This is a genomic window from Rhizobium leguminosarum, from assembly GCF_004123835.1.
GTDB lineage: Bacteria > Pseudomonadota > Alphaproteobacteria > Rhizobiales > Rhizobiaceae > Rhizobium > Rhizobium leguminosarum_M.
Genome location: NZ_MZMU01000015.1, coordinates 287,240 through 311,309, shown reverse-complemented (window position 1 = coordinate 311,309; position 24,070 = coordinate 287,240). Strand labels below are relative to the sequence as shown.

Sequence of the window (24,070 nt, the reverse complement as noted above, 5' to 3'; positions counted from 1 at the left end):
TTGCACTCCAACGGTTCGGCTCAGGACTTCACGGCGCCGGCAGTCAGACCGGCGATGATGTGTCTCTGGGCGACGAAAAAGACGATGATGGTGGGAAGGATGGTCAGCGTGATGAAGGCCAGCACCAGTTGCCATTCCGTGCCGTACTCGCCGCGATAGACCATGATGCCAAGCGGCCAGGGATATTTGGATTCCGAGTTCAGCATGATCAGCGGCAGGATGTAGCTGTTCCAGCTGCCGACGAAGGAAATGATGCTGACGGTGGCGACGATCGGGCGCGAAAGCGGCAGCGAGATATGCCAGAAGAAGCGGAGATAACCGCAGCCGTCGACAAAAGCCGCCTGAAACAATTCTTCCGGAAGATTGCGGAAGTAGTTTCGAAACAGCAGGATGCTCATGCCGAGGCCGAAGGCCACCTGCGGCAGCACCACACCCCAATAAGTATCGAGCAGGCCAAGATCGCGGATGCGGATGAAGAGCGGCAGGATCGCAGTCGCCGCCGGAAACATCAGGCCGAGCAGGAAATAATTGAGCAGGAACGACGATCCGAAGAAACGGACATGGGCAAACGCGAAAGCCGCCATCGACGATACGATCAGCGTCAGGAGGACGGTGAGCGAGGCGATCACCAGCGAATTGCCGATCTGCAGCCAATAGCGTTCACCGAAGAGGATATCGGTGTAGTTCGCCCATTGCCACTCCGTCGGCAGGCCGAAGGGATTGGTGCGCAGGTCGCCCAGGGTCTTGAAGCCGCCGAGCGCCGTCGTCAGCAGCGGCACGAGCACGATCGCGGCAATGAGGCTCAGCGACACGTAGAGATAGACGCGTGTGGACGTGCTCATGCGGATGGAAGAGCTCATATCAGTCATGGCGCATGAATATCCTTTTGTAACCGAAGGCGAGCGTCACGCAGATGATGAAGAGCACCACGCCGACGGCGCTGCCGAGGCCGACCTGCATGCGCATGACGCCGTAGGTATAGAGGAAGGTGACCATCGTCTGGGTGGAGTTGGATGGCCCACCGCCGGTCAGCGGCATGATCATGTCGAAGAGCTGCAGCGAGCCGACGACGGCAAAGAAGATGGAAAGACGCAAGGTCGAGCCGAGCAGCGGCAGCGTGACGTAACGGAACTTCTGCCAGCCGGTGGCGCCGTCGATTTCGGCGGCCTCCAGCACGCTCTTGTCGACGGATTGCAGGCCGGCGATGAACAGCATCATGTGAAAGCCGAAATATTTCCAGACGATGACCCCAAGCACGGCATAGATCGCCACGTCCTTGTCGGCGAGCACGTAAGGGTTGGCGAAGCCGAAGAAGTTGGAAACGGCGGCAAACAGGCCGTAGTCGCCATCATAGACGAAGCGCCAGATAAGGCCCGCGGCAACGTCCGCCAGCACATAGGGCAGGAAGAAGATCAGGCGGTAGCCGACGACACCCGGAATGCGGTGCGCCAGCATGGTTGCCAGCCAGATGGCAAGCGGCACCTGGATGCAGATCGAGATCACGATGATCAGGCCGTTATTGACCAGCGCCTGCGTGAAGGCCGCATTTCGAAACAGAACCTGGAAATTGCGCAGCGCGATGAACTCGGTCGGCGTGCCGTAGCCGTTCCACTTGTAGAGGCTGTACCAGGCCGCCTCGCCCATCGGCATGATGACGAAGAGCGTGAAAAGCAGCAGCGCCGGCGGCAGGAAGATCAACAGCACCGCCAGCCGGTCATGGGCGACCGAGCTCTTGCTGTTTGCGGCTCTTTTTGCCGGCCTCGCGGCCGTGGTTATCGATGGGACTGAGATATTGGCCATGGGTCCTGCTTTCGCATCTCGTCGGCAGCAATGCTGGCGCTCCGAATTTTTACGGAGCGCCAGGAAGGGTCTGCAGGCGCTGGTTATTGTTCCAGTTCGAAAGCGTCCTGGATCATCTGGGCGCCGTCCTTGGAATTCATCTGACCGGAGACGATTTCCACCGACACGTCGTTGACGACACGGCCGACCGCCGCACCCAGATCCTGGTCGAAATAGTTCTGATGCCAGGTCGAGCCGGCCAGCTGTTTTGCCGATTCGGCAAGCAGCGGGTTGGTGACGCCGTCGCCGGCGCCGACGGCAACGGGCAGAAGCATGCCGGCCTTGGCCATCGCCCGCTCATTGTCCGCATTCGTCAGGAAGGCGAGGAAGTCGAGCGCTTCCTTGGAGGCCTTCTTGGTGACGGCCCAGCCGTTCAGACCGCCAAGCGTATCGGTCGGCTTGCCGGCGCCGCCATCGACCGCCGGGAAGGCGAAACGGCCGATATTGTCGGGTGCGAGACCCTTGCCGTCGCCGGCATTCTTGCGCTGGTTGGCCTCGGTATTTTCAAAGCCGAGGATGATCGCAGCCTTGCCGTCACCGAAGACGCCGAGCGCCTGCGGCCAGGTCGAGCCGAGATAGCCAGGCTGGAACGGTTCGAGCTTTCCGAGTTCGGCGAGGTCGTCACCGGCCTTGATGATCGCGGGATCGAGGAAACCTTCACCCTGGCCGGTCTTTGCCGCTTCGAAGACCTTCTGTCCGCCTTCGCGCATAACGAGATAGCTCCAGTAGAAATGGATCGGCCATTTTTCACCGCCGCCGCCGGCGATCGGCACGATGCCGGCTGCCTTGATCTTCTTCACGGTACCGAGAAAATCAGCCCAGTTCTTGATGTCCTCGGCCTTCACGCCGGCCTTGGCAAAGAGCTCCTTGTTGTAGAAGAAGCTGACCAGACCGACCTTATAGGGAATAGCCCAGGTCTTGCCTTCGAATGTCAGGCCGCTGACCGAAGCCGGGCTATAGGCGCCGCGCAGTTTGCCGCCATCGGCATCGAGCGCCGGTGTCACATCCTGGAGGGCGCCGGTTTCGGACTGCTGCTTCAAGACGCCGCCGCCCCAGCTGAAAAAGAAATCCGGCACGTCATCGGATTGCAGCAATGTCGGAAGCTTGGCCTTGAAGGCCTCGTTTTCGAGAAACTGCATCTGGATAGCGACGTCGGGATGCTGGGCTTCGTATTTCTTGACGATGTCTTCCCAGGCCGCGACATATTTCGGGTCGAGCTCGAGATGCAGCCACTTGACCACCGTCGCCGCCGAAGCGGCACCTGCTCCGGCCAGCAACATGCCGGCAGCCGCGGCCATGGATGCGATACGCCTGCCGCGAAGAGCGGTGCTCTTGAACCTAAAAGTCATGATTTTTCCTCCCAGGGGCCTATCCTCACAATTTTTCCCCTATGCGGATTAATTCAACGGAGCTTTCGCATATTGTCAACCCAATGCCTCTATTTTTATCAAATGCGCTTGACAGGACCACTGAATTCCCTGCTATTTATTTCGTAACCCGTTAAAAGTATTTGGGTTCCGCCCCAACGAAACGCTCGCCTGGCTAGTTCCAATGAAGACCGCAGATCCCGAATTAATGCGCGCGATCAATCGCTTGAACGTGCTCGATACCATCAGGCGCCATGGTCCGATCTCGCGGATAGAGATCAGCGAGCGTACCGAACTCTCCACCACGACCGTTTCAGCCATCACCGCTTCATTGCTCGACGACGGGCTGATCCTGCCACGTCACGAAGGCGATATCCGCAACGAGGCGGTGCGCGGACGGCCGCGGGTGATGCTGGAGCTCAATCCCGATGCGGCCCGCGTGGTCGGCGCCAAGATCGCCGCCAACAGGATGGTTTTCGTCGTCACCAATTTCCGCGGCGACGTGCTGTCGAAGCTCGCCTTGCCGATCCGCATCGACCGGCAGCCGATTGGCGTGATCGCCGATCTCGTTGAGGATGGTGTCAGGCGCTGCGTCGTCGATGCCGGGCTTTCGCTGGAGGATGTCGACAGCGTCTGCCTCGGCTTTCCCGGCGTCATCGAGCACCGCACCGGCTATATCCGCAGCAGTCCGATCTTTCGCGACACCAATGTCGATTTCGCCGCCGAAATGTCGACGCGGCTGGCAACGCCGACCATTGTCGAAAGCGACGCCCACGCCATTACGCTTGGCCATCACTGGTTCGGGAAGGCGCGCGACCTCGAGGATATGGTGCTGATTTCGCTGGAACAGACGCTGGGTCTCGGGGTCCTGCACGGCAACAGCCTGTTTCGCGGCGCCGGCGGCCTCAGCCACAATCTCGGCGACCTCGTGCTCGGCATGGGACCGAATGGCGTCGTCCGGCTCTTCAGCCTGGCCGGCGAAAGCGCGATCCTCGGCGAACAACAGGCCGATGGGCGTTTTGCCGAAGCAATCCGTCTCGGGCGCGGCATGAACCATGCCCAGGCGCTGATCAAGGCCGATGACGACCGGCTGATCAGTGCCGCCATCCGCGCCGGCGAAGCGGTGGGATTGACCATTGCCAACATCGTCACGCTGTTTGCGCCGCCGCGGGTCATTCTTGTGGGGTCGAGCTTGGCGCTCGGCGAACCCTTTCTCAACAGCCTGCGCGATGCCTATGCGCTCGCCATTCCACCGTCGCTGCGTGGGGTGAGCGAGCTCGTCTTCGACGATTCGACCGACGATTTCTGGGCGCAGGGTGCGGCGGCCGTGGCGCTCTACGAACTCTACGAATCGCCCTGGAGCACGACAGGGCCGGCGCTCTGACGGGCGTCACAATCAAGACTCAATGGAGGAATTCATGGACAAGGTCGGTATCGGCATCATCGGATGCGGCAATATTTCGGGCGCCTATCTCACGGCGATGGCATCCTTTCCCATTCTCGACATCCGCGGCGTCGCCGATCTCAATCGGGAGCTGGCGGAAGCAAAGGCTGCGGAATTCAATGTTCCCGTCAAGACCGTCGAAGAGCTTTTCACCGATCCCAGGGTCGAGATCATTGTCAATCTGACGATCCCGAAAGCCCACGTTGCCGTGGCATTGCAGGCGCTTGAGGCCGGCAAGCACACCTATTCGGAAAAGCCGCTCGGGATTAATTTCGCGGAAGGGAAAAAATTGGCGGAAGCCGCCAAGGCGAGGAATCTCCGCATCGGCGCTGCCCCCGATACCTTCCTCGGCGGCGGCCACCAGACGGCCCGTGCCTTGATCGACCAAGGCGTCATCGGCCAGCCGGTCGGCGGCTCGGCAACCTTCATGTGCCCGGGCCATGAGCGCTGGCATCCGAACCCGGCCTTCTATTACGAAGTCGGCGGCGGGCCGATGCTCGATATGGGTCCTTACTACATCACCGATCTCGTCAATCTTCTCGGACCGGTTTCTCAAGTTGCGGGCTTTGCGACGACGCCGCGCGCGGAACGGCTGATCACCAGCGAACCGCGAAACGGCGAGCGCATTCCCGTGCATGTGCCGACCCATGTCACCGGCATGATGGCCTTTGCCAACGGCGCCGTCGTCCAGATCGCCATGAGCTTCGATGTTGCCGGCCACAAGCATGTGCCGCTGGAGGTCTACGGAACCGAGGGTACACTGATCGTTCCCGATCCGAACAGGTTCGGCGGCCCGGTGGAGTATTTGAAGAAGGGCGGTTCGTTCGAGGACCAGCCGGTCACATCACCCTATGCCGACGGCAATTATCGCTCGCTCGGCGTCGCCGACATGGCGCATGCGATCCGCTCCAACCGGCCGCACCGCGCCAATGGCGATCTGGCACTGCATGTGCTGGAAGTCATGGAAGCATTTCACACCGCTGCCGCGACCGGCCGGACGGTCGCGATCACCACGGCAACGGAGCGCCCTGCCCCGCTGTCCGATTCCATCGTCGACGGACGGCTGGCGAAATAATTTCAGGAGGAAAGACTATGCGTGAAGCACTGATTGTCTGGGGTGGCTGGAGTGGACACGAGCCGCAGGAATGCGCCGAAATCATCAAGACCATGCTCGAGGAAGACGGCTTCAAGGTCTATCTCGAACACGGCACCGAGGCGCTTGCAGACCCTTCCGTCCATGATCTCAGCCTCGTCGTACCGATCATGACGATGTCGAAGATCGAGAAGGAAGAGGTCAAGAACCTCGCCACGGCGATCGAGAGCGGCGTCGGCATTGCCGGCTATCACGGCGGCGCGGGCGATGCCTTCCGCGACTCCGTCGACTACCAGTTCATCATCGGCGGCCAGTGGGTGGCTCATCCCGGCAACATCATCGATTATACCGTCAATATCACACGCCCCGACGATCCGCTCATGGAGGGTATTGCCGATTTCCCCTATACGTCAGAGCAATATTACATGCATGTCGACCCCTCGAACGAGGTTCTGGCGACGACGAAATTCACCGGCGAACACGCCTACTGGATCGATGGCGTCGTCATGCCTGTCGTCTGGAAGCGAAAATACGGCAAGGGCCGCGTCTTCTATTCCTCACTCGGCCATCAGGCCAAGGAATTCGACGTTCCCCAGATGAAAACCATCTTCCGCCGCGGCGCCAACTGGGCGGCGCGGTAGGCTGTCCGATACGTGGGGATAGCTGCACCTTACCGGGGTCGAGCCACTCGTCTCGACCCTCCGGCCCCTGTAAACGCGGCGGAGGACGTGCTTTGCGAGACGTGGCGAGGGACGGAGAGGTCGCGGCATAATCTCTTCTCCCCTCGGGGAGAAGGTGCCGGCAGGCGGATGAGGGGTCACACGGAACACCTCTCACATAATTCACCTATCCCGCCACACCGACGGCAACGCCAAGATCCAACGCCCTGACCTCGGTCGAGACGATATCGACACGGTCGAAGCCCGCATGGATGATGTCGGAAAGACCTGCTTCGCCGACCCCCTCATCCGCCCTACGGGCACCTTCTCCCCGCTGGGGAGAAGAGGGAATCGAGACGTTGCGGCATGTCCCGTCGCCCTGGGGCGGACGAAACCGACCCCGGGCTCACCCAATGATCAAAGCAGTGCCGTAGAGCCCCAATGCAAACACCGTATGAGCCAGCAGATTGAAGCACCGCACCTTGTTCGGCGTCGGATGTTTGGAGGCGGCCCAGCCGATGCCGAGGCCCGGCTGCAGCAGGAACCACCCTGCCCCGACGGTGACGATGCCGAAGATCCAGGCGGGAAGAAATGTCGGGGCTGCCAGCCAGACCGAGCCCATGATGATGGCAAAGATCACCCCATAGAGAATGCCGACGGCGTAATGGCTGATCCAGCCGAGCGCCAGTTCATTGGCATAGGGCTCAGCGTCGGCAATGCTCTCGTGAAAGACCTTGCCGCGGCGGAGGTGCCAGAACCAGCGTCCCACAGGTGCCCAGTTGGGGGCCGCCTGGCCGAACTGGGTGAGCAGGATCGCCCAGAGGTCCATTAGGATGGTTGCGCCGGCGCCGATCACCAGGCCGCGCCACAGAATATCGAACATTGGGAATCACCGGAAAACGTTGCGATTGCAGGATGCTAGAAGATCATCGCAGACGCGCCGGCGCAATGGCTCCGGTGAATTCAAAAGGCACATTCGGGAGTGATTCAGAGGCTAATCTGCCTGCGGTCTGCCCTCGCCCCCAGTTTCTCCCGCGCCATTGCCGATATCGCCGCTGATATCCTTCGCAAACTTCCGCATGAGCCGCACGAGTTCATTGAAGTCATGTTCCTCCCAGCTCTCGAAGATGGCGCGGCCCATCTGTTCGCGGGCGACGTCGATGCGATCGGTCATTGCCTTGCCCTTCGGGCTGATGACCGCCTCGCGCACGCGGCGGTCGGCGGCATTGCCGCGGCGCTCCACCAGATCGAGACTTTCCAGCTTGGCGACCTGACGGCTGACGGTGGTGTAGTCGCGGCCGGCACGGTCGGCGAGTTCGACCACCCCGATGGGACCGAGCCGTTCTATCGTGACGAGCAGCGGAAACAGCGCGCGATCGAGCGAAATCCCCGCCTCGCGGACCATCTGTTCGTCGCGCTGCGGGCGGTTCATGACGCTGACGATCTCGATCAGAGCCCCATGCAGTTCGCGCAGTTTTCCGCTTATATGTGTATTTTGCACATTATTTGTTGACGTCATGCCGATTCTCCTATTATGTGCATAATACACACATGGAGAGATCAATGACAGAAAATTCCACAGTCGACGTGCTGATATCAGGCGCCGGTGCGGCCGGCCTGACGCTGGCAATCGAGCTGGCGCGGCGGGGCGTATCCTTCCGCCTGATCGAAAAATTGAACGACCCATTCCGCGGTTCCCGCGGCAAGGGTATTCAGCCGCGAAGCCAGGAAGTGTTCGAGGATCTCGGCATTCTCGACCGGATCGTCGCGCTCGGCGGCGCCTATCCCCGGCAGCGGGAATATCGTGACGACGGCAGCGTCAGCGAATCCGACGCCGTGATGGGTGGCGAGCCGACGCCGGCCGAGCCCTATCATCTTCCGCTGATGGTGCCGCAGTTCCTGACCGAAGGCGTGATGCGCGAGCGCCTGCTCGAGCTTGGGCATCGCCCCGAATTCGCCAGCGAACTCATCGGCTTCGAACAGGATGAGGCCGGCGTGACGGCGCGGCTTAAGGGCACATCCGGTGAAGAGGCCATCCGCGTGCGCTGGCTCGTCGGCGCCGATGGCGGCCGCAGCTTCGTGCGCCACGCGCTGGATATCGGCTTTCCCGGCAAGACGCTCGGCGTGCGCGCCATGGTCGCCGATGTCATTCTGACAGGGTTGGACCGAGACGTATGGCATCGCTTCGGCGATGGCGACAGGCAGCGGCAGATCGCCATTTGCCCGCTCGCGGGAACGGATCTGTTCCAGATCCAGGCACCCATCCCGCTCGAAGGCGAGGTCGACCTCTCCGCGGCAGGCTTGACTGCCCTGGTGAAGGAACGCGCCGGCCGCGAGGACATCGAGGTCCAATCGGTCTCCTGGGCGTCAGCCTTCCATATGAACGCCCGGCTTGCCGATCGCTACCGACTCGGCCGCGTGTTCCTGGTCGGCGATGCCGCCCATACGCATCCACCAACCGGCGGACAGGGTCTGAATACCAGCGTTCAGGACGCCTATAATCTCGGATGGAAACTGGCTGCGGTCACTGCCGGTGCTCCCGACGCGCTGCTCGACAGCTATGAGGAAGAGCGCCGCCCGGTCGCCGCCGCCGTGCTCGGTCTGGCGACCAATCTTCTCGACGCCATGAAGCGAGGCGATATGCGGCGCGGCCGCGATGTGCATCAACTCGATATCGGCTACCCCTCCTCCTCCTTCGCGCTGGAAAAGCCGGAGCGGAGCGCCGGCCTGCTTGCGGGCGATCGTGCGCCCGATGCGCCGCTCAAAGGTGTCGCCTGCCAGCCGACGCGTCTATTCGAACTGTTCAGGGGGCCGCACTGGACGCTGCTGGGCTACGAGGCCGAGCAAGCCGCCGTGCCGCCGCGCCCGGGCCTGCATATCCACAGGATCGGCCGGCGCGGAGATCTCATCGATGAAGGCGGGCATTTCCATGATGCTTACGGTCTGGAATCCGGCGACTGGGTGCTCGTGCGTCCGGACGGCTATGTCGGCGCTATAATTGCGTCCGCTCACGCCTGGGCTCTGGAAGCCTATCTCGCAAATGTCGGCCTTGCTGCATAAGCGGCAACTCAAAGCGCCACGGCGTCATCGGCGCGACTGAAAAGACGCGCTGCTGGAGCCGGTTTCGGAAAAAAATCGCCGCGATGGCCGGCGCGCCGGAGAAGCGGTCGACGCGGGTTTCAAGGCGACCGCCCGGATCTCACCGTCCTACCGTAGCGTGTCGGTGGGAGCTGTCCTGCTGACCCCGACTTCGAATCATGGATTTCCAGTGAGCTTTTTCCCAGCCCAGGTTCCGATCAACATCGTCATAAACCGTTCGGCCGCCGGAGACAGCGTTCCTCCGCGGCGGCGGACGATGCCGATTGTACGGGATATTTCCGGGTTTCGGATTGGTCTGGTAACGAGGAACGGATGATCCTCCTGGGGGGTCGCGAGTTTTGGCAGAACCGAAATTCCCAATCCGGCTTCGACCAGACCGAGCGAAGTCGAAAGATGGGTTACCTCATAGGACCATCGCAATTTCAGGTTGGATTTGGCCAATGCCGCATCGAGAAGCGTTCGGTTGCCGCTGGAACGATGAACCGTGATAAGCTGATAGGGTGTTAGATCTCCCCATTCCAGTTCATCTCTCAATGCTAACGGATGGTCATTGCGAGCCGCAAGAACGAACGGATCCTCGATCAGCCGCTCGAAGACGAGGTCGGGATCGGATAATCCCATAATATTGATACCGAACTCGACTTCCCCTCGCGCAACGGCTTGCAAACCGTCGGTCGCCGGCAAGTCGAGAATCCGAAACCGGATGTGGGGATATTCAACACTGAACTGCTTGATGACTGTCGGAAGAAAATAAAACGCGGCCGTCGGCAGACACGCGATCGTGACGAGCCCGCTGCGCTGTGATCCGGCATCGCGAACCGCAAAAAGCGATGTATCGAATTCTTCCAGCATGCGTCTCACCAAGGGGATGAGTTCGGCCCCCAAAGCGGTGGTGGAAACATGCCGTGTCGTTCGTTCAAGCAGCGGCGCGCCTATGGCGAGTTCCAACTTTTGAATTCGTCGGCTGAGGGCCGGTTGTGACAGGTTGAGCAGTTCAGCCGAGCGGTGGAAGTTTTCCAACTCCACGACCGCCAGAAAGGCCCGCAAATCCAAAATTTCGCAATTAATGCTCAAAACGCATCACTCCATCCGTAATTCGCATTTCACAAATTAATCGACTTTCCGCTAAATGCAATAACGAAGCCGATTGATACGAAAACCACATTGGTAATGGAAGCGACGATGAATGACCTGATCTCCATACCCTGTGTTCTCATGCGGGGCGGAACCTCGAAGGGGCCATTCTTCCTGTCGTCGGATCTCCCTTGCGACAAAGCCGAGCGGGACGCGATACTCCTATCCATCATGGGTTCCGGGCACCCTCTCCAGATCGACGGGATCGGTGGCGGCAATCCCGTGACGAGCAAAGTTGCTATTGTCGGGCCGTCCAGTGCAGAAGGCGCGGATATCGATTATCTTTTTGCACAGGTCCGCATCGATCAGCAGTTGGTCGACACCTCGCCAAATTGCGGAAACATGCTGGCAGCTGTCGGACCGTTCGCCATTGAGGCTGGTCTGGTGAAGACGACAGGCCCAGTCACCCGTGTCAAAATTCATAACGTCAACACCGGCAAGCTGATTGAGGCCGAGGTTCCAACGCCGGATGGCCAGGTCGCTTATCTCGGCGACGCCGCGATTGACGGCGTCCCAGGATTGGCAGCCCCGATCGCCCTGACTTTCATGGATGCTGCCGGCGCTCGCACCGGCACGCTTTTCCCGACCGGCCATCCGCACGACACAATCGACGGCATCGACGTAACCTGTATCGACTGTGCAATGCCGATGATGCTCGTCGCTGCCGAAGCATTTGGGATCAGCGGTTATGAATCGGCAGCAGAACTCAATGGCAACGCCGTATTGCTGCAGCGCCTTGAGCGTCTGCGATTGGAAGCGGGCCGGCTCATGGGCATGGGCGATGTCAGCAGTCAGGTGACGCCGAAGCCGGTGTTGATCTGCAGACCCAGAAATGGCGGACACCTGAGCGTCCGTTATTTCATGCCGCTGCAATGTCACCCGTCGCTCGCGACAACCGGTGCCGTGGGTATCGCGACCGCCTGTATCAACGAAGGCACCATTGCCTCGTTGCTGATCGGCAAGCAATCGCCACCAACTACACTTGTTTTGGAACATCCAAGCGGTCGCCTGGACGTGAAACTGGATACCCGCGACGGCAAGACCATTGCGGGAATACTGAGAACGGCCCGGCGGCTCTTTGAGGGCCAGGTCTTTGCAAAACCGCTCGGCAGGATCGTTCGCGCGGCGTAACTTGAAGTGGCCACCGGGAGGGTGCCACATAATTTATCAGTGGAGGAAAATCATGCGTAAACTCATGCTCGCGCTCGCGGCAACCGTTGCTTTTGCAGGAACGGCGCTTGCCGAACCGGTCCGCATCAGCGTCGGATCCTACAATCTCAACAACTTGCCCTTTCCCGTGGCCGCCGGCCTTGGGCTTTATGAAAAGGAAGGTTTGGACGTAACCGTCGAGAATTTTGCATCCGGCGGCTCCAAGACGCTTCAGGCGCTCGTTGCCGGTTCCACGGATATTGCCGTCGGCTTCTACGACCACACCATCCAGATGCAGTCGCAGAACAAGGCCGTTGTCGGCTTCGTACAGCTGGCCCGCAATTCCGGTCTCGTGCTTGCCGGTGGAAAGAACGCCACTTTCGATCCGGCAAAGCCTGATACGATCAAGGGTGCAAAAATCGGTATCACCGCACCCGGCTCATCATCAGACTTCTTCGTGCGCTTTTATCTGCAGCGCCACAACCTATCGGCCGATGACGTATCGCTGATCGGCGTCGGGTCCGGGTCGGCTGCCGTTGCGGCGCTGGAACAGGGTAAGGTCGACCTTCTGGTCAACTATGATCCGGCCGCGACATTCATCGAAGCAAAGGGTGTCGGGAAGATCCTCATCGACGCCCGCAGCGATGAGGGGGCGAAGGAAATCTACGGCGGAATCTACCCGACCTCGGTTCTCTACGCGACTCAAGCCTATATCGACGAAAACCCGGAAACCATCCAGAAAGTCACCAACGCGACCGTTAAGGCCCTGGAGTGGATGAAGAATCACAGCGCCGAAGAGATCGTCGAAAAACTGCCGAAGGAATTCGTCTCAGGCGACAGGGAGACCTACGTGAAGGCCGTCGAAAACGCCAAACCGATCTTCTCAGTCGACGGCAAGTTCAGCGAGACCGACACTCAGACACCGCTCGCCGTCTTGAAGAGCTTCAACGAAAAGGTTGCCGCCGCGACCATCGATCTTTCCAAAACCTACACGAACGCCTTCGTGGACAAGGTCACGGACAAGACCATCAACTGACTCTAGGAGGAGGCCATGGCATTGGCTGTCGTAAAACCCATGTCCGTCCCGACGGGCAAACACAATAAAAGGCCAATGGTATCGATCGACGCGGTCACGATGTCATTCGGCTCCTATGTCGCAGTGCAGGACGTGAACCTGACAGTTGCCGATGGCGAGTTTCTCGCCATCGTCGGCCCGACGGGCTGTGGCAAAAGTACCGTGCTCAACGCCATTGCCGGTCTTTTGAAACCTGCCAGCGGCACGGTGACGATCGACGGCGCTCCGGTTAAGGGTGTCCAGAACGATATCGGCTATCTCTTTCAGCAGGATGCCCTGCTGCCCTGGAAGACATCGATCGAGAATGTCGAACTGGGACTGCTGTTCAAAGGTGTGCCGAGCGCGGAGCGGCGCGAGCGGTCGATGAACTGGCTTGCGAAAGTCGGACTTAAAGGGTTTGAGCATCGCTATCCGCATCAGCTTTCCGGTGGCCAGCGCAAGCGTGTCCAGATGGCGCAGGCCCTGATCGCCGGCCCCAAAGTCATCCTGATGGACGAGCCCTTTTCGGCCCTCGATATTCACACGCGGCACCTCATGCAAAACGAACTGCTGCGTCTTTGGCAGGAAGAGCGCAGGGCCGTGGTGATGATCACGCATGACCTGGAGGAAGCCATTGCCCTTGGCGACCGTGTTGCAATTCTTGCAGCCGGTCCTCGTTCACGGGTCATCGAAAGCTTCCCGGTGGAACTCGAGCGCCCCCGCGACGTCGCGGAAATCAAACTCGATCCCCGCTTTATGGATCTGTACCGCAATATCTGGGCGAGCCTGCGCGGCGAAGTGGAGAAAAGCTATGAACGTCGTGACTGAACGCATCATCCAGCTGTGTCTGCTGGTTCTTATTCTTGGAGGCTGGCAGCTCGGCGTCACCCTCGGCGTCATCGACGTTTTCTTCTTCCCGGCGCCCCTTGATATCTTCAACCAGATTGTTACCTGGGTTGTTGATCCGGGCTTCTACAAGCATATCTCGATAACGCTGACTGAGACCGTGCTCGGCTACATAATCGGCACGGGTCTCGGTGTCGCCGCTGGTGTCTGGCTCGGTCTCAGCCGTAGCGCGGCGCGCATTCTCGACCCGTTCATAAAGGCACTCAATGCCATTCCCCGCGTCGTTCTCGCGCCAATCTTCGTTCTTTGGCTCGGCCTGGGTCTCTGGTCCAAAGTGGCACTAGCGGTCACGCTTGTCTTCTTCATCACCTTTTTCAATGCCATGCAGGGTGTGCGCGAAGTCAATCCTGTCGTTCTTGCCAATGCGAAAATCCTCGGTGCCAAGCGGGTGGATCTGCTGCGTCATGTCTACTTCCCCGCCGCTGCCAGCTGGATCCTGTCGTCGCTGCGCACCTCTGTAGGGTTTGCAGTGGTCGGCGCGATCATTGGGGAATATCTCGGCGCGTCGGCAGGACTTGGGTATCTCATCGCCCAGGCGGAAGGCAACTTCGATGCTGTCGGCGTATTCGCCGGTATCATCATCCTGGCGATCTTCGTCCTGATCATCGACAGGATTCTCGATGTGGTCGAAAGCAAGCTCATCAAATGGCGGCCAAACGCCGCCGAAGAGCGCCCCGCATGACGCAATGGAGGCTGGCTGACGCCGGCCTCCATTTTTAATGATCGCCACAAGAATGGAAAATGAGGGATGCTTGGCCGAAAGCGCAACCGACATCGCCACCCTCGCCTTCGCCGTTCTTTGCACTGACGGTCGCCGCGGCGCTCTCCGTGCATGTGCCGCAGCAACGCCAGGGCATCGTCATGGGAGCAACGCAGTCGCTTGTCGCCATCACCGACATCGTCACGCCGGTCCTTGCCGGCGTCATTCTCGGGCAGAGCTGTATGGCGCATGGATCGGCGCCGTGGTGGCGATCGCACTGGTCGGAGCCGTCATCGCCCGAAGCCTGCTCCCCGCAATCGATCCGGAGACGAGCGCTGCCGGCGGCTGACGCCTCCTGCCGGGTCCGGATCGCCTCGGTTTCAGAGGGCGTCGCGCTCGTATCGCGGCACCCATCCGCGGGCCATCCCGCGGCTCATCACGCTTTCCGCTAGCGCCAGTTGCTGGCGGAGATGTTTGCAGTCATCGAGCAGCGAGCGTATCGCCGCCTTGGCGTTGTCGTCATGCCAGGCAAGCACGGCTTCGACTTCCCAGGCTTGATCGGGCCAGGCTTGCTCGAGCCCCGCTTGTTCGGGGCGTGCCCAATGGGGTTCCAAGGCTTTTGCCGGCTGCATCAGTTCAGCGCCAATGGCAATTGAACCGGGCGCGGCAATGGCGGCAGCGGCCGGCTGAGTTCGACCTTTCTCTGCCAGGCGGCACGCCGCTGTTGATCCCGCTCGCGGGCTGCGCGGGACGCTTCGACAAGCGCGAGGGCGTTGGCGATCACCTGTTCCGTATGCGTCATGATCATCTCCAATGTTCCTGTTTTGTTCTAGATTAGAACTTCGGCAGGAAAAGTCAAGCGTCGGGAGGACCTGGCTTTGAGGATAGATGGGGAAGCGCGGAGAGTATTCAGTCCGCCGCTTCTATGACGGCAATGCCGGCCTCCTGTGCCGCCCGGATGAAGGCCGCCCGCACGTGTTCCGGTGGGAGATCGCCGATAATCGCATCCAGGCACGACTTGACGGCCTCGAAATACTCTTCGCCGTCGTCTACCGGCCAGTCGCGCAGGAGCGTGCGCGCGGCGTCCCACACAGAGTTAATAACGGCATAATGGCCAAGCCCCATTGAGGCCAAGCCGACCGGTCGAAAATGTGCCGTCTGTCTCACTTTGCTACAGCTTTTCCCAATTTCGGTGGAGCTTATGGAATACGATGCAATTTGCGTGCCGTTGGCAAGCCGCCTACCGGCCGAAGCGTGGCTTTTGATCCTAGAACAGGATGATTTTAGACTAGGTCGGCCTAAAATCTGAATCCTGTTCTACATTATATAGTTAGAGCCTGATGTGGTCCGAAAACCGCTCACACTTTCGGCATCATGCTCTGGTCAATCATGGCCGTCACAGACGTGTTTCTCCATCCCTCCCGGGTCCGGCAGCCGCCGCGCTTGAGAACATGGAACGCTTGAAGACCCCGACAGCTCCCCCGACCAGTCATTAAGCGACTGATTATGGTAAATATCGGGCTTCATCCCACGCGCCGCTGATTAAAACTCAGTCTTTCCTTCTATACTCTATGAGGATTACAGCAACACATATGCTTTTCTGGAAGCAAGAACCTCTCTAATCATTCATTGATTGTCCCGGAGGTGGACGGAGTTTCGTCCGGGTCGTACAATGCCATCTCCTGCACGCGGCGGATCTGGGAGGAGCGCGCGATGCCTATTTTCATGGACCGGCACTTTCTTGAAGGAACGACAGCCGCCGACGTTGCCCAGGCGCATCGCATGGATCTCGATATTCAGGACAAATACGGCGTCAAGTTCCTGACCTACTGGTTCGATCAGCGGCGCGGGACCGCCTTCTGTCTCGTGGATGCGCCGGATGCGGAAACTGCGCAATGCGTGCATCGCGAGGCCCACGGCTTCGTCGCCGGCGAGATCGTCGAAGTCGCCTTGTCGGCGGTCGAGGCTTTTCTTGGCCGAATTCACGATCCTGAGCCGACGCCTGGCCAGTCGTCCAGCGACGTCGATCCCGGCCACCGGGCAATTCTCTTTACCGATATCGTCGGATCGACAGCGATGACATCGCGCCTCGGCGACCGCATTGCGACCGAAATGGTCCGCGCCCATGACTCTATCGTGCGCCGATGCCTCAGCCAGAACTCAGGCCGCGAGGTGAAACACACCGGCGACGGCATCATGGCGGCCTTCGCTGTCACAACGGCAGCCGTCGCATGCGCCATGGCGATCCAGCGGGAATTCGAGCGTTACAACGGCGGAAACACCGAGCCTATCCATATCCGCATCGGAGTGGATTGCGGCGAGCCCGTCGAGGACAGCAACGACCTCTTCGGCTCGACCGTGCAACTTGCCGCGCGTCTCTGCGCGGCAGCCTCCAGCGACCAGATCCTGGTATCGGAGAATATTTTTCGGGAATACGGCGCCGCCGATCTCTTTGCTCACGCAACGCGCCGACGGTTCAAGGGGTTCTCGAAGCCCATGCTGGTCTTCCGATGCGATTGGGCCAATGCCGGCGTAAATTAATATCTGTTGGATCCGACACCCGACCAAATAGCCGGCTGCCTCTTGGCAGGCTTGCCGCGTCGCTTCGTGGCCAAGAAATAGGCGATCATCCGATCTGGAGATACCTAAACCAGAACGCGCCGCAACTGATGTCACGGCGCGCCCTCACCTGCCATGCAGACGGCCCCCAACAGGCCTATATCTGACTAAGCATTGCCCATATGCTCGTTCATCAGTCCGTCGAATTTGGCGCCACCCTCGACCTTCGCCAGCACGCCCGACATCTTCAGGAACCGCCGGAAATTCTCGCGTGCAGCGCTCAGCGGGAAACGCCCGTTGGCCGTATCTCTGCATGCCTTCAACAGCGTGTCATATGCCAAACCCCGTTTGTCCTCCGGCCACTCGTCGAGAAAATCGAAGATTTCATCGAGGGAGCTGATCTCATCGATGAAATGTTTGCGGTGAAGCAGAATCGGATCAAACCGAGTTGACGACATAGTATCCTCCCATTTATATTACTTTTTTATGGTGTAATTTTACTGAAAAACCGCGATCTGTTCAAGTCGAAATCGCGTCCACTTGACTATTAACTTCGTGCAACTACTTCCATAACGACAGAATAACCCGACCAGATTAGACTTACGTGAATTTGATCATCGGTTGACGACGCATCACGATTATAGATTGATTGATCAATCATACGAATGTTTCGGCTCAGGTGAGCGTGATCTGGCGGCCAGATGTTTTCGTATATTCTCGTGCTGGCATAGTAGATTGCAACCATGACAAGCTTGCGAGGAGACGTTCAGATGAGCCGATTTTTTCCATTGGTAGTGCTGATCGGTGTGTCCGCGTTCACGTCTTCCTGCACATCGCCTGCAAGGCAGGATCACCAGGATTTTCAATATCAGCGGGATACATCGGTTAACCCGGCCTGCGCGGGTGGATTCAGACCCGGCAATGCTCGCTCGTGCAGCTATTGAAAGGCATAGAGCCGGAAATTGGTTTGGCGCCGGAAGCGGCACGCGACAGCAATTGGACCGGTTGGGAACTCCAAGCCCTGCCTCACCGTTAAGAGATCGGGTCATAATGGCCCAACCCTAAACAGGAGAACGGTTTCCCATGAACAATTTGATCTGGATTGTCGGCGCTGTCGTTATCGTACTCGCGATTTTGAGTTTCTTCGGCTTCCGCTGATTGCAGACGTGGCGATGGAATGTGGCGGCTCAACCGCGTCTTCTTCTCCCGGCGATCGTATGAACGAGGGAAGCGGAGCACGCGCCTGGTTGAAAACACTTCACGAAGCGATTGATCCGCCAACGCCTCCTGACAGGTTTCGAATAGGCCTTTGCACCGAAGGAATTTTCGGTCGTCGGTTGTGACGGTATTTTATGGCATCGGCGATACCACCGAGTTGCCGCCCAACAAACATCAGCCACTTGCCGCCGGACATACGCGTTCCATATCGGAGAGCTTGAGCATTGGAGGAAAGGGAGACCGACAATCCTGCGATGTCTTATTCCTTTCAGTGCACTCGTTCTTGCGGGTTGCAGCGGTCAGCAGTCCGCGCTTAGTCCTGCCGGCGAGGAATCGGAGGCGGTCTATCGGCTGTTCGTCGTCATGGTTATTGGCGGCATGTCGATTTGGGTCGGTGTAACCTTCCTGCTCATTCACGCTGCGCGCCATCGACGGGAAGCCTGGGCGGCGGAGAAGGCTGGCGCGCTCATTGCCTGGGGTGGAGTTGCATTTCCGACTGTCGTCCTTCTGCTTTTGCTGGGCTATGCAGTCTGGCTGATGCCGGCGATACGGCCCTGGAACCCGCTTGCAGAAAAGGATGGGGCGATCGAGGTGACGGGGGAGCAGTTCTGGTGGCGTATTCGCTATCCGGCCGTCGGCGACCAGCCTGCTTTCGAGACCGCCAACGAAATTCGCCTGCCCGTCGGCCGAACGGCGACCTTTTCTCTCAAAGCAACCGACGTCATTCATTCTTTCTGGATTCCGGCGCTCGGCGGCAAGATGGACATGATTCCGGGCCGGACCAATGTCCTCACGCTGACGCCAACGCGCACCGGCACCTATCGTGCCCCTTGCGCCGAATTTTGCGGTGCCTCGCACGCCTATATGGCTTTCTCGGTTGTCGTCCTGGAGGAGGAGGATTACAGCACCTGGCGCAGCAGGCTGATCGATGGCGACGCAAGCGTTGCGGATGAAGGCCGACAACTCCTGCAGCGCCATGGCTGTGTGGCTTGCCATTCACTCCGTGGACTGCAGATCGCCGGCCAGACCGCTCCGGATCTCTCCTTGATCGGCGCCCGCCTCTCGATCGGTGCAGGTGCGCTTGCCAACACGCGGGAAAACATCGCCCGCTTTATTCGCTCACCCTCATCGGTGAAACCGGGCGCGAAGATGCCCGCTTTCGACATGCTTCCTGAAGATGATATCGAGGAAATTGCCCGCTATCTCGGGGGGCTCAAATGACGGAACCCCTTGCTTCGGTCTCAGCCGAAACATCAGCCGCGCAGGAAGCGGAACTTCGGCGCGTATGGGCCAATCCGAAAGGCTGGCGTTACTGGACCTCCGTCAACAACACTCAGATCGGCCTTTGGTATGGATCGGCCGCCTTCATCTTCATGCTGTTTGCCGGCATGCTTGCGCTGCTCGTGCGTGTGCAGCTGGCAGTCCCCAACAACGACTTTCTCGCCGCCGATCTCTTCAACCAGGCCTTCACGCTGCACGGCACGGTCATGATGTTCCTGTTTGCCGTTCCGATCTTCGAGGCGGTCGCGATCTTTCTCTTGCCCTCCATGCTCGGCGCGCGGGAACTGCCCTTTCCGCGGCTTTCCGCATTCGGCTTCTGGAGTTTTGCGCTCGGCGGCGTGTTTGTCTGCGGGTCCATCTTTTTTGGGGCAGCACCCAATTCGGGCTGGTTCATGTATCCGCCGCTGGCCACCGACAAGCAATATTCCGGCATCGGCGCGGATATCTGGTTGCTCGGCCTTTCCTTCATCGAGGTCGCGTCCATCGCCGCAGCCGTCGAGCTCATCGTCGGTATCATGAAATGCCGGGCGCCGGGCATGCGGATCAACATGATGCCGCTCTTTGCCTGGTATCTGCTGATCGTGGCGGGCATGATCCTCTTCGCCTTCCCGCCGCTGATTGCCGGCGACATCCTGTTCGAGATGGAGCGGATGTTCGACTGGCCTTTTTTCGATGCCGCACGCGGCGGCGATCCGCTGCTCTGGCAGCATCTGTTCTGGATTTTCGGCCACCCCGAGGTCTACATCATCTTCCTGCCCGCCATCGCGCTCATGGCGATGATCGTTCCGACCTTCGCGCAGCGTCCGATCATCGGCTATTCCTGGATCGTGCTGGCCGCGGTCGGCACGGGGTTCCTGAGCTTCGGGCTGTGGGTCCACCACATGTTCACCACCGGCCTGCCGCAGATTTCATTGGCCTTCTTTTCGGCAGCGTCCGAGGCCGTCGCAATCCCGACTGGGGTGCAGATCTTTGTCTTCATCGCCACCATGCTGGCCGGCCGGGTGATCTTTTCCCTTCCTATGCTCTTTGGCACCGGGGGACTGGCAATCTTCATCATTGGTGGGCTGACTGGCGTCATGGTGGCGCTCGCGCCCTTCGACTGGCAGGCACATGACACCTATTTCGTCGTCGCCCATCTCCATTACGTGATGATCGGCGGCATGCTGTTTCCGGTGGTTGCCGGAATCTATTATTATTTTCCGCTGATCAACGCGCGAAAACTCTCGGATCGATGGGGCAAGATCGCCTTCTGGCTGATGTTCGTCGGTTTCAACACTGCCTTCTTCCCCATGCATCTGACTGGTCTGCGCGGCATGCCGCGGCGGGTCTTCACCTACCCGTCCGATGTTGGCTGGAACCTCCTGAACCTCGTCTCCACCATCGGCGCTTTCGTCTTTGCCGCCGGTGTCGCCATCATCGTCGTCGATATTCTGCGTCCGAAACACCGCGAACCGAAAGGCGAAATGAACCCCTGGAATGCCGGAACGCTGGAGTGGATCAGCGAGCCGGAAGAAAATTGGGGCGTGCGGTCCATTCCGATCATCAAAAGCCGGTATCCCCTCTGGGACCAGCCGGAGCTGATCGACGGCATCAAGGCGGGTCGGTTCTATCTGCCGGACGCAGCTGATGGTCGGCGCGAAACGCTCGTGACGTCGGTTCTGGACGCCGAACCGCTGCAATGCCTGCGGGTCGGCGGCACGTCGTTTCTGACCATCATCTCCGCTTTCGCACTTGGCGGCGTGTTCATCGCGCTGACCTTCCATTGGTGGATCTTGACGGCGCTGTGCGCCACCGTGACCCTTGCCGCCATCCTGATTTGGCTCTGGACGGGAACCAGCGAGATACCAAGGCAAAACCTCAGGGATATCGGGCTTGGCAAGCAGGTTCCCCTTTACGCCTCCGGCCCGGCTTCGGTCGGCTGGTGGGCGGTATTCATCACCATGGCCGGAGACGGCACAGCCTATGCCAGCCTGATGTTCGGCTATTTTTTCTACTGGACTATCCATCCCGATTTTACGGCAGGATTGCCGGGTCCGGGCAGGCTCTGGCCTCTGATGGCGGCTGCGTTCTTTGCGCTTGCCTGGCTTGCCATGCTGTTTGCGCGATACATCAATACCAAGGGCCGGACGGCATCTGCCCGCCTTTGTCTCCTCACCGCCACGATCCTCACACTTGCCGCCTGCGCCGCCGGTCTGGCGGGTCCCTATCTCTACGACATGCAGCCGACGGCGCATGTCTATCCGGCGATCGTCTGGGTCATCGTACTCTGGACGGTCATTCATGGCCTCGTTGCCGTGGTCATGCAGTTCTATTGTCTGGCGAGTAGTTTTGCGGGTCGCCTGACGGCCGAATATGACGCCGACCTGCGCAACGTCGTGCTCTACTGGCACTTCCTGGTCATCACTGCCCTCACCTCCTTCGGAGTGCTGGGCTTGTTTCCAGAGTTGAGGTGACGAGATGCGCCTGATTCCCAAAGAGGCAGAAACGCTCTGGACCCTGTTTACCGGGCCGGCCGTCTGGGCTCTGCATTTTCTTGTCTGCTATGCCGCAGCGGCCGTCTATTGCGCGAAAGCATCGGAGATCGCTTTCTCTTTCGGCATGCTCCGCTTTACCTTGTCCATTGTGACGGTTTTCGCGCTGCTTGCCATTCTCGGTGCCGCCTGGCTCGCCTGGCGGCAATGGGGCTTCGGCGGCGGCGATCCGCCCCATGACGAACCGACGAGGGAAGACCGGTTGTTGTTCCAGGGCTTTGCAACACTGCTGCTGTCGGGCCTGAGTTTCGTCGCGGTCATCTTCGTATCGGTCCCCCTGCTTTTTATCGAGGCCTGCGCAAGATGAAGAACCTTGCTCTTGTCGCCGGCATCTTTGCCCTTTGTCTTGCGCTGGCGCTTCTTGCGACGAACTGGAACGGCGGATCGCTGACGGCGCATATGATCGTCCACATGACGACCGTCGCCATTGCAGCTCCGCTGCTGGCGATCGCAGTCAGCGGCAGGCGGCTCGATCCCGCCGTCCATCTCCCCTGGTTCGGGCCGGTACTCGCCTCGGTCGTCGAGCTCCTCGTCGTCTGGCTCTGGCATACGCCGGCGCTGCGTCGGCTGGCTGAAACGCGGCTTGATGCGATGCTTCTCGAACAGGCAAGCTTCCTTCTCGCCGGCATTCTGTTGTGGACCGCGTGTTTCCGGCGTGATGAGGAAGGCATGCAGCGGCTGGCGGGCATCATCGGCCTGCTCTTCACCTCGATCCACATGACGCTGCTCGGCGTCCTGCTGACACTTGCGCCCCGTCCGCTTTATGGGATCGGAGATGTCACCTGTCTCGGCTTCGCCCTTAGCCGTGACACCGATCAGCAACTCGGAGGTGTCGTCATGCTCCTGGTCGGCGCAGCCGCCTATATGCTCGGCGCCATCTTCCTGCTTGCCGACGTCCTTAAGCCCACGTCTTCGAGGGGCAGCCAATGCGGATAAGGTGGAGACGGATATCTGCCGGCGCCGCAGCGCTTGCTGCAGCGGGCCTGTTCGTCGCCTGGGCCGGCATCATCGACATCCGTGCAAGTACCGGGCATTGGCGTGTCACGGACTGGTTCCTGCATTGGGTGATGCGGTCATCCGTGCGCACAGCAGCCCTCGGCGGGCATGCGCCGCGGTTTACGACGGCCATGCTGCCGCTGGCCGCAGGTCACTACGAAACCGGATGTGCGGGCTGCCATGGTTCGCCGGCGATGCCGCGACCCGCCACCGTCGAAAACATGCTTCCTCCTCCGCCCAACCTCCAGCATGTCATCGCGACATGGAACGATGCCGAACTCTTCGAGATCGTCAAACATGGCGTGCGCTATACCGGCATGCCCGCCTGGCCGTCGCTAGAACGGGATGACGAGGTCTGGGCCATGGTCGCCTTCCTGCGGGAATATCCAAGCCTCGACCAGGCCGCCTATCAGCGGCTCGCCGGCTTTTCCGCGACGGCATCCCGGGACTTCGCTGCGATCGTGAAAAGCTGCGAAGGCTGCCATTCGCCGGCAGGCCCCGATGAAACCAGCCTCATTCCGCGTCTCACAGACCAGTCGGAGACTTACCTTCGCGACAGTCTCGAGGCTTACGCGACCGGCAAGCGTCCAAGCGGCGTCATGAAGGTTGCGCTCTCGCAGACATCGAGCGAAGACCGGAAAAAGCTGGCCAGCTATTTCGCCAGCCAGAGCGGACCCACTGAAACGGGCCGGCCTTCGGAAATACTCTCTCGCGGCAAGCTCCTTGCGGAACGTGGTGACCGGACGCGTGGCATCGCAGCCTGCGCCGCCTGCCACGATGCTGCCGGTGTCAACGAGGCCTATCCACGCCTTGCCGGGCAACCGATACCCTATCTTGAAAACCAGCTCGGTCTCTTCCACAGCGGAAATCGTGGCGGCGGCGCCTATGCGGGTGTGATGACCAGGGCTGCTGCAGGTCTCAGCGACGACGATATTCAGGCGCTCGCGGCCTATTACGGCGCGTTGCCCCAGGATTGAAGCTTTCCTGCGCGACGATGTTCGCCGGATTGCAAAAAGTGGATGATCACCCCCCGGCCCTTCC

The 24,070-nt window shown here is 59.9% G+C and carries 26 protein-coding genes; 15 read left to right on the top strand and 11 right to left on the bottom strand.

Annotated elements, in window-relative coordinates; all coding sequences use genetic code 11:
• Nucleotides 1–20: 20 nt before the first annotated feature.
• The 3 genes from B5P46_RS23785 to B5P46_RS23775 all read right to left on the bottom strand — a co-directional run bounded on the left by B5P46_RS23785 (nt 21) and on the right by B5P46_RS23775 (nt 3,188).
• Nucleotides 21–869, bottom strand: a complete 849-nt coding sequence (locus tag B5P46_RS23785) for a carbohydrate ABC transporter permease (RefSeq protein WP_003539503.1) — start codon at nt 867–869, stop codon at nt 21–23.
• Nucleotides 862–1,800 carry a carbohydrate ABC transporter permease gene (locus B5P46_RS23780; RefSeq protein ID WP_003559249.1) on the bottom strand — a complete coding sequence of 313 codons (939 nt, stop codon included), beginning with the start codon at nt 1,798–1,800 and terminating at the stop codon, nt 862–864. The genes B5P46_RS23785 and B5P46_RS23780 overlap by 8 nt, the downstream gene beginning before the upstream one ends.
• Before the next feature lie 83 nt (nt 1,801–1,883).
• Entirely contained in the window at nt 1,884–3,188 is a 1,305-nt protein-coding gene (locus B5P46_RS23775) for an ABC transporter substrate-binding protein (RefSeq protein ID WP_129420850.1), read from the bottom strand.
• 202 nt (nt 3,189–3,390) lie between these two features.
• Here B5P46_RS23775 and B5P46_RS23770 point away from each other — a divergent pair, with 202 nt between their 5' ends.
• The 3 genes from B5P46_RS23770 to B5P46_RS23760 are packed head-to-tail and all read left to right on the top strand — an operon-like array spanning nt 3,391 to nt 6,384.
• Complete coding sequence (locus tag B5P46_RS23770) at nt 3,391–4,590, top strand: ROK family transcriptional regulator (RefSeq protein ID WP_129420849.1); 1,200 nt, start codon at nt 3,391–3,393, stop codon at nt 4,588–4,590.
• A gap of 34 nt (nt 4,591–4,624) precedes the next feature.
• Entirely contained in the window at nt 4,625–5,725 is a 1,101-nt protein-coding gene (locus tag B5P46_RS23765; protein ID WP_129420848.1) for a Gfo/Idh/MocA family protein, read from the top strand.
• Nucleotides 5,726–5,742: 17 nt separating this feature from the next.
• Nucleotides 5,743–6,384, top strand: coding sequence for a ThuA domain-containing protein (locus tag B5P46_RS23760; protein ID WP_003539493.1), 642 nt, complete (start codon nt 5,743–5,745; stop codon nt 6,382–6,384).
• Nucleotides 6,385–6,808: 424 nt separating this feature from the next.
• On the opposite strand, the gene B5P46_RS23755 is transcribed toward B5P46_RS23760, so the two are convergent.
• Both B5P46_RS23755 and B5P46_RS23750 read right to left on the bottom strand, forming a co-directional pair.
• Nucleotides 6,809–7,285, bottom strand: a complete 477-nt coding sequence (locus tag B5P46_RS23755; protein WP_129420847.1) for a DUF2938 domain-containing protein — start codon at nt 7,283–7,285, stop codon at nt 6,809–6,811.
• A gap of 111 nt (nt 7,286–7,396) precedes the next feature.
• Nucleotides 7,397–7,921, bottom strand: coding sequence for a MarR family winged helix-turn-helix transcriptional regulator (locus B5P46_RS23750; protein WP_129420846.1), 525 nt, complete (start codon nt 7,919–7,921; stop codon nt 7,397–7,399).
• 44 nt (nt 7,922–7,965) lie between these two features.
• Between B5P46_RS23750 and B5P46_RS23745 the strand changes: the two genes are divergently transcribed.
• Nucleotides 7,966–9,462: an FAD-dependent oxidoreductase gene (locus tag B5P46_RS23745; protein WP_129420845.1), complete on the top strand. Its 1,497-nt coding sequence runs from the start codon at nt 7,966–7,968 to the stop codon at nt 9,460–9,462.
• A 195-nt stretch (nt 9,463–9,657) separates the two neighbouring features.
• Here B5P46_RS23745 and B5P46_RS23740 read toward each other — a convergent pair whose 3' ends face one another.
• A complete protein-coding gene (locus B5P46_RS23740) occupies nt 9,658–10,575 on the bottom strand; it encodes a LysR family transcriptional regulator (RefSeq protein ID WP_026158678.1) in 918 nt (305 codons plus the stop codon).
• A 108-nt stretch (nt 10,576–10,683) separates the two neighbouring features.
• Here B5P46_RS23740 and B5P46_RS23735 point away from each other — a divergent pair, with 108 nt between their 5' ends.
• From B5P46_RS23735 to B5P46_RS23715, 5 genes are read left to right on the top strand one after another with little or no spacing between them, the layout of a single operon-like run.
• A complete protein-coding gene (locus tag B5P46_RS23735) occupies nt 10,684–11,766 on the top strand; it encodes a 4-oxalomesaconate tautomerase (protein ID WP_129420844.1) in 1,083 nt (360 codons plus the stop codon).
• 52 nt (nt 11,767–11,818) lie between these two features.
• The gene (locus tag B5P46_RS23730; protein WP_129420843.1) at nt 11,819–12,820 is read left to right on the top strand and encodes an ABC transporter substrate-binding protein; all 1,002 of its coding nucleotides are present in this window, start codon (nt 11,819–11,821) and stop codon (nt 12,818–12,820) included.
• A gap of 15 nt (nt 12,821–12,835) precedes the next feature.
• Nucleotides 12,836–13,666, top strand: coding sequence for an ABC transporter ATP-binding protein (locus tag B5P46_RS23725; protein ID WP_129420842.1), 831 nt, complete (start codon nt 12,836–12,838; stop codon nt 13,664–13,666).
• On the top strand, nt 13,650–14,426 hold the full coding sequence (locus B5P46_RS23720; protein ID WP_129420841.1) for an ABC transporter permease: 777 nt from the start codon (nt 13,650–13,652) through the stop codon (nt 14,424–14,426). The genes B5P46_RS23725 and B5P46_RS23720 overlap by 17 nt, the downstream gene beginning before the upstream one ends.
• 59 nt (nt 14,427–14,485) lie before the next feature.
• Complete coding sequence (locus B5P46_RS23715; RefSeq protein ID WP_245456250.1) at nt 14,486–14,896, top strand: hypothetical protein; 411 nt, start codon at nt 14,486–14,488, stop codon at nt 14,894–14,896.
• Here the strand turns inward: B5P46_RS23715 and B5P46_RS23710 are convergent.
• The 3 genes from B5P46_RS23710 to B5P46_RS23700 all read right to left on the bottom strand — a co-directional run bounded on the left by B5P46_RS23710 (nt 14,825) and on the right by B5P46_RS23700 (nt 15,611).
• Nucleotides 14,825–15,076, bottom strand: a complete 252-nt coding sequence (locus tag B5P46_RS23710) for a hypothetical protein (RefSeq protein WP_129420840.1) — start codon at nt 15,074–15,076, stop codon at nt 14,825–14,827. The two genes, B5P46_RS23715 and B5P46_RS23710, sit on opposite strands and share 72 nt — an antisense overlap.
• The gene (locus B5P46_RS23705) at nt 15,076–15,246 is read right to left on the bottom strand and encodes a hypothetical protein (RefSeq protein WP_162039352.1); all 171 of its coding nucleotides are present in this window, start codon (nt 15,244–15,246) and stop codon (nt 15,076–15,078) included. The genes B5P46_RS23710 and B5P46_RS23705 overlap by 1 nt, the downstream gene beginning before the upstream one ends.
• Nucleotides 15,247–15,353: 107 nt before the next feature.
• Nucleotides 15,354–15,611: a DUF982 domain-containing protein gene (locus B5P46_RS23700; protein WP_011651896.1), complete on the bottom strand. Its 258-nt coding sequence runs from the start codon at nt 15,609–15,611 to the stop codon at nt 15,354–15,356.
• Between the two features lie 546 nt (nt 15,612–16,157).
• On the opposite strand from B5P46_RS23700, the gene B5P46_RS23695 reads away from it, so the two are divergent.
• Nucleotides 16,158–16,985 carry a nickel-binding protein gene (locus B5P46_RS23695; RefSeq protein WP_129420839.1) on the top strand — a complete coding sequence of 276 codons (828 nt, stop codon included), beginning with the start codon at nt 16,158–16,160 and terminating at the stop codon, nt 16,983–16,985.
• A 185-nt stretch (nt 16,986–17,170) separates the two neighbouring features.
• On the opposite strand, the gene B5P46_RS23690 is transcribed toward B5P46_RS23695, so the two are convergent.
• Nucleotides 17,171–17,461, bottom strand: coding sequence for a DUF982 domain-containing protein (locus B5P46_RS23690; RefSeq protein ID WP_129420838.1), 291 nt, complete (start codon nt 17,459–17,461; stop codon nt 17,171–17,173).
• A gap of 574 nt (nt 17,462–18,035) precedes the next feature.
• Nucleotides 18,036–18,284, bottom strand: a complete 249-nt coding sequence (locus tag B5P46_RS23685; RefSeq protein ID WP_129420837.1) for a hypothetical protein — start codon at nt 18,282–18,284, stop codon at nt 18,036–18,038.
• Nucleotides 18,285–18,467: 183 nt separating this feature from the next.
• On the opposite strand from B5P46_RS23685, the gene coxB reads away from it, so the two are divergent.
• The 5 genes from coxB to B5P46_RS23660 are packed head-to-tail and all read left to right on the top strand — an operon-like array spanning nt 18,468 to nt 24,006.
• Entirely contained in the window at nt 18,468–19,442 is a 975-nt protein-coding gene (coxB, locus tag B5P46_RS23680) for a cytochrome c oxidase subunit II (protein ID WP_129420836.1), read from the top strand.
• Nucleotides 19,439–21,955, top strand: a complete 2,517-nt coding sequence (gene ctaD, locus B5P46_RS23675; RefSeq protein ID WP_129420835.1) for a cytochrome c oxidase subunit I — start codon at nt 19,439–19,441, stop codon at nt 21,953–21,955. Before coxB ends, ctaD begins: the two co-directional genes overlap by 4 nt.
• A 4-nt stretch (nt 21,956–21,959) precedes the next feature.
• Nucleotides 21,960–22,340: a hypothetical protein gene (locus B5P46_RS23670; protein ID WP_129420834.1), complete on the top strand. Its 381-nt coding sequence runs from the start codon at nt 21,960–21,962 to the stop codon at nt 22,338–22,340.
• On the top strand, nt 22,337–22,969 hold the full coding sequence (locus B5P46_RS23665) for a cytochrome c oxidase assembly protein (protein ID WP_129420833.1): 633 nt from the start codon (nt 22,337–22,339) through the stop codon (nt 22,967–22,969). Before B5P46_RS23670 ends, B5P46_RS23665 begins: the two co-directional genes overlap by 4 nt.
• Nucleotides 22,960–24,006 carry a c-type cytochrome gene (locus tag B5P46_RS23660; RefSeq protein ID WP_129420832.1) on the top strand — a complete coding sequence of 349 codons (1,047 nt, stop codon included), beginning with the start codon at nt 22,960–22,962 and terminating at the stop codon, nt 24,004–24,006. The genes B5P46_RS23665 and B5P46_RS23660 overlap by 10 nt, the downstream gene beginning before the upstream one ends.
• Nucleotides 24,007–24,070 lie beyond the last annotated feature (64 nt).

Excerpts from the sequence above, each read along its gene's own strand:
- B5P46_RS23785 (WP_003539503.1), bottom strand. The coding sequence starts at position 869 with ATGACTGATATGAGCTCTTCCATCCGCATGAGCACGTCCACACGCGTC.
- B5P46_RS23780 (WP_003559249.1), bottom strand. The coding sequence starts at position 1,800 with ATGGCCAATATCTCAGTCCCATCGATAACCACGGCCGCGAGGCCGGCA.
- B5P46_RS23775 (WP_129420850.1), bottom strand. The coding sequence starts at position 3,188 with ATGACTTTTAGGTTCAAGAGCACCGCTCTTCGCGGCAGGCGTATCGCA.
- B5P46_RS23770 (WP_129420849.1), top strand. The coding sequence starts at position 3,391 with ATGAAGACCGCAGATCCCGAATTAATGCGCGCGATCAATCGCTTGAAC.
- B5P46_RS23765 (WP_129420848.1), top strand. The coding sequence starts at position 4,625 with ATGGACAAGGTCGGTATCGGCATCATCGGATGCGGCAATATTTCGGGC.
- B5P46_RS23760 (WP_003539493.1), top strand. The coding sequence starts at position 5,743 with ATGCGTGAAGCACTGATTGTCTGGGGTGGCTGGAGTGGACACGAGCCG.
- B5P46_RS23755 (WP_129420847.1), bottom strand. The coding sequence starts at position 7,285 with ATGTTCGATATTCTGTGGCGCGGCCTGGTGATCGGCGCCGGCGCAACC.
- B5P46_RS23750 (WP_129420846.1), bottom strand. The coding sequence starts at position 7,921 with ATGACGTCAACAAATAATGTGCAAAATACACATATAAGCGGAAAACTG.
- B5P46_RS23745 (WP_129420845.1), top strand. The coding sequence starts at position 7,966 with ATGACAGAAAATTCCACAGTCGACGTGCTGATATCAGGCGCCGGTGCG.
- B5P46_RS23735 (WP_129420844.1), top strand. The coding sequence starts at position 10,684 with ATGAATGACCTGATCTCCATACCCTGTGTTCTCATGCGGGGCGGAACC.
- B5P46_RS23730 (WP_129420843.1), top strand. The coding sequence starts at position 11,819 with ATGCGTAAACTCATGCTCGCGCTCGCGGCAACCGTTGCTTTTGCAGGA.
- B5P46_RS23725 (WP_129420842.1), top strand. The coding sequence starts at position 12,836 with ATGGCATTGGCTGTCGTAAAACCCATGTCCGTCCCGACGGGCAAACAC.
- B5P46_RS23720 (WP_129420841.1), top strand. The coding sequence starts at position 13,650 with ATGAACGTCGTGACTGAACGCATCATCCAGCTGTGTCTGCTGGTTCTT.
- B5P46_RS23715 (WP_245456250.1), top strand. The coding sequence starts at position 14,486 with ATGAGGGATGCTTGGCCGAAAGCGCAACCGACATCGCCACCCTCGCCT.
- B5P46_RS23710 (WP_129420840.1), bottom strand. The coding sequence starts at position 15,076 with ATGCAGCCGGCAAAAGCCTTGGAACCCCATTGGGCACGCCCCGAACAA.
- B5P46_RS23705 (WP_162039352.1), bottom strand. The coding sequence starts at position 15,246 with ATGACGCATACGGAACAGGTGATCGCCAACGCCCTCGCGCTTGTCGAA.
- B5P46_RS23695 (WP_129420839.1), top strand. The coding sequence starts at position 16,158 with ATGCCTATTTTCATGGACCGGCACTTTCTTGAAGGAACGACAGCCGCC.
- B5P46_RS23690 (WP_129420838.1), bottom strand. The coding sequence starts at position 17,461 with ATGTCGTCAACTCGGTTTGATCCGATTCTGCTTCACCGCAAACATTTC.
- ctaD (WP_129420835.1), top strand. The coding sequence starts at position 19,439 with ATGACGGAACCCCTTGCTTCGGTCTCAGCCGAAACATCAGCCGCGCAG.
- B5P46_RS23670 (WP_129420834.1), top strand. The coding sequence starts at position 21,960 with ATGCGCCTGATTCCCAAAGAGGCAGAAACGCTCTGGACCCTGTTTACC.
- B5P46_RS23665 (WP_129420833.1), top strand. The coding sequence starts at position 22,337 with ATGAAGAACCTTGCTCTTGTCGCCGGCATCTTTGCCCTTTGTCTTGCG.
- B5P46_RS23660 (WP_129420832.1), top strand. The coding sequence starts at position 22,960 with ATGCGGATAAGGTGGAGACGGATATCTGCCGGCGCCGCAGCGCTTGCT.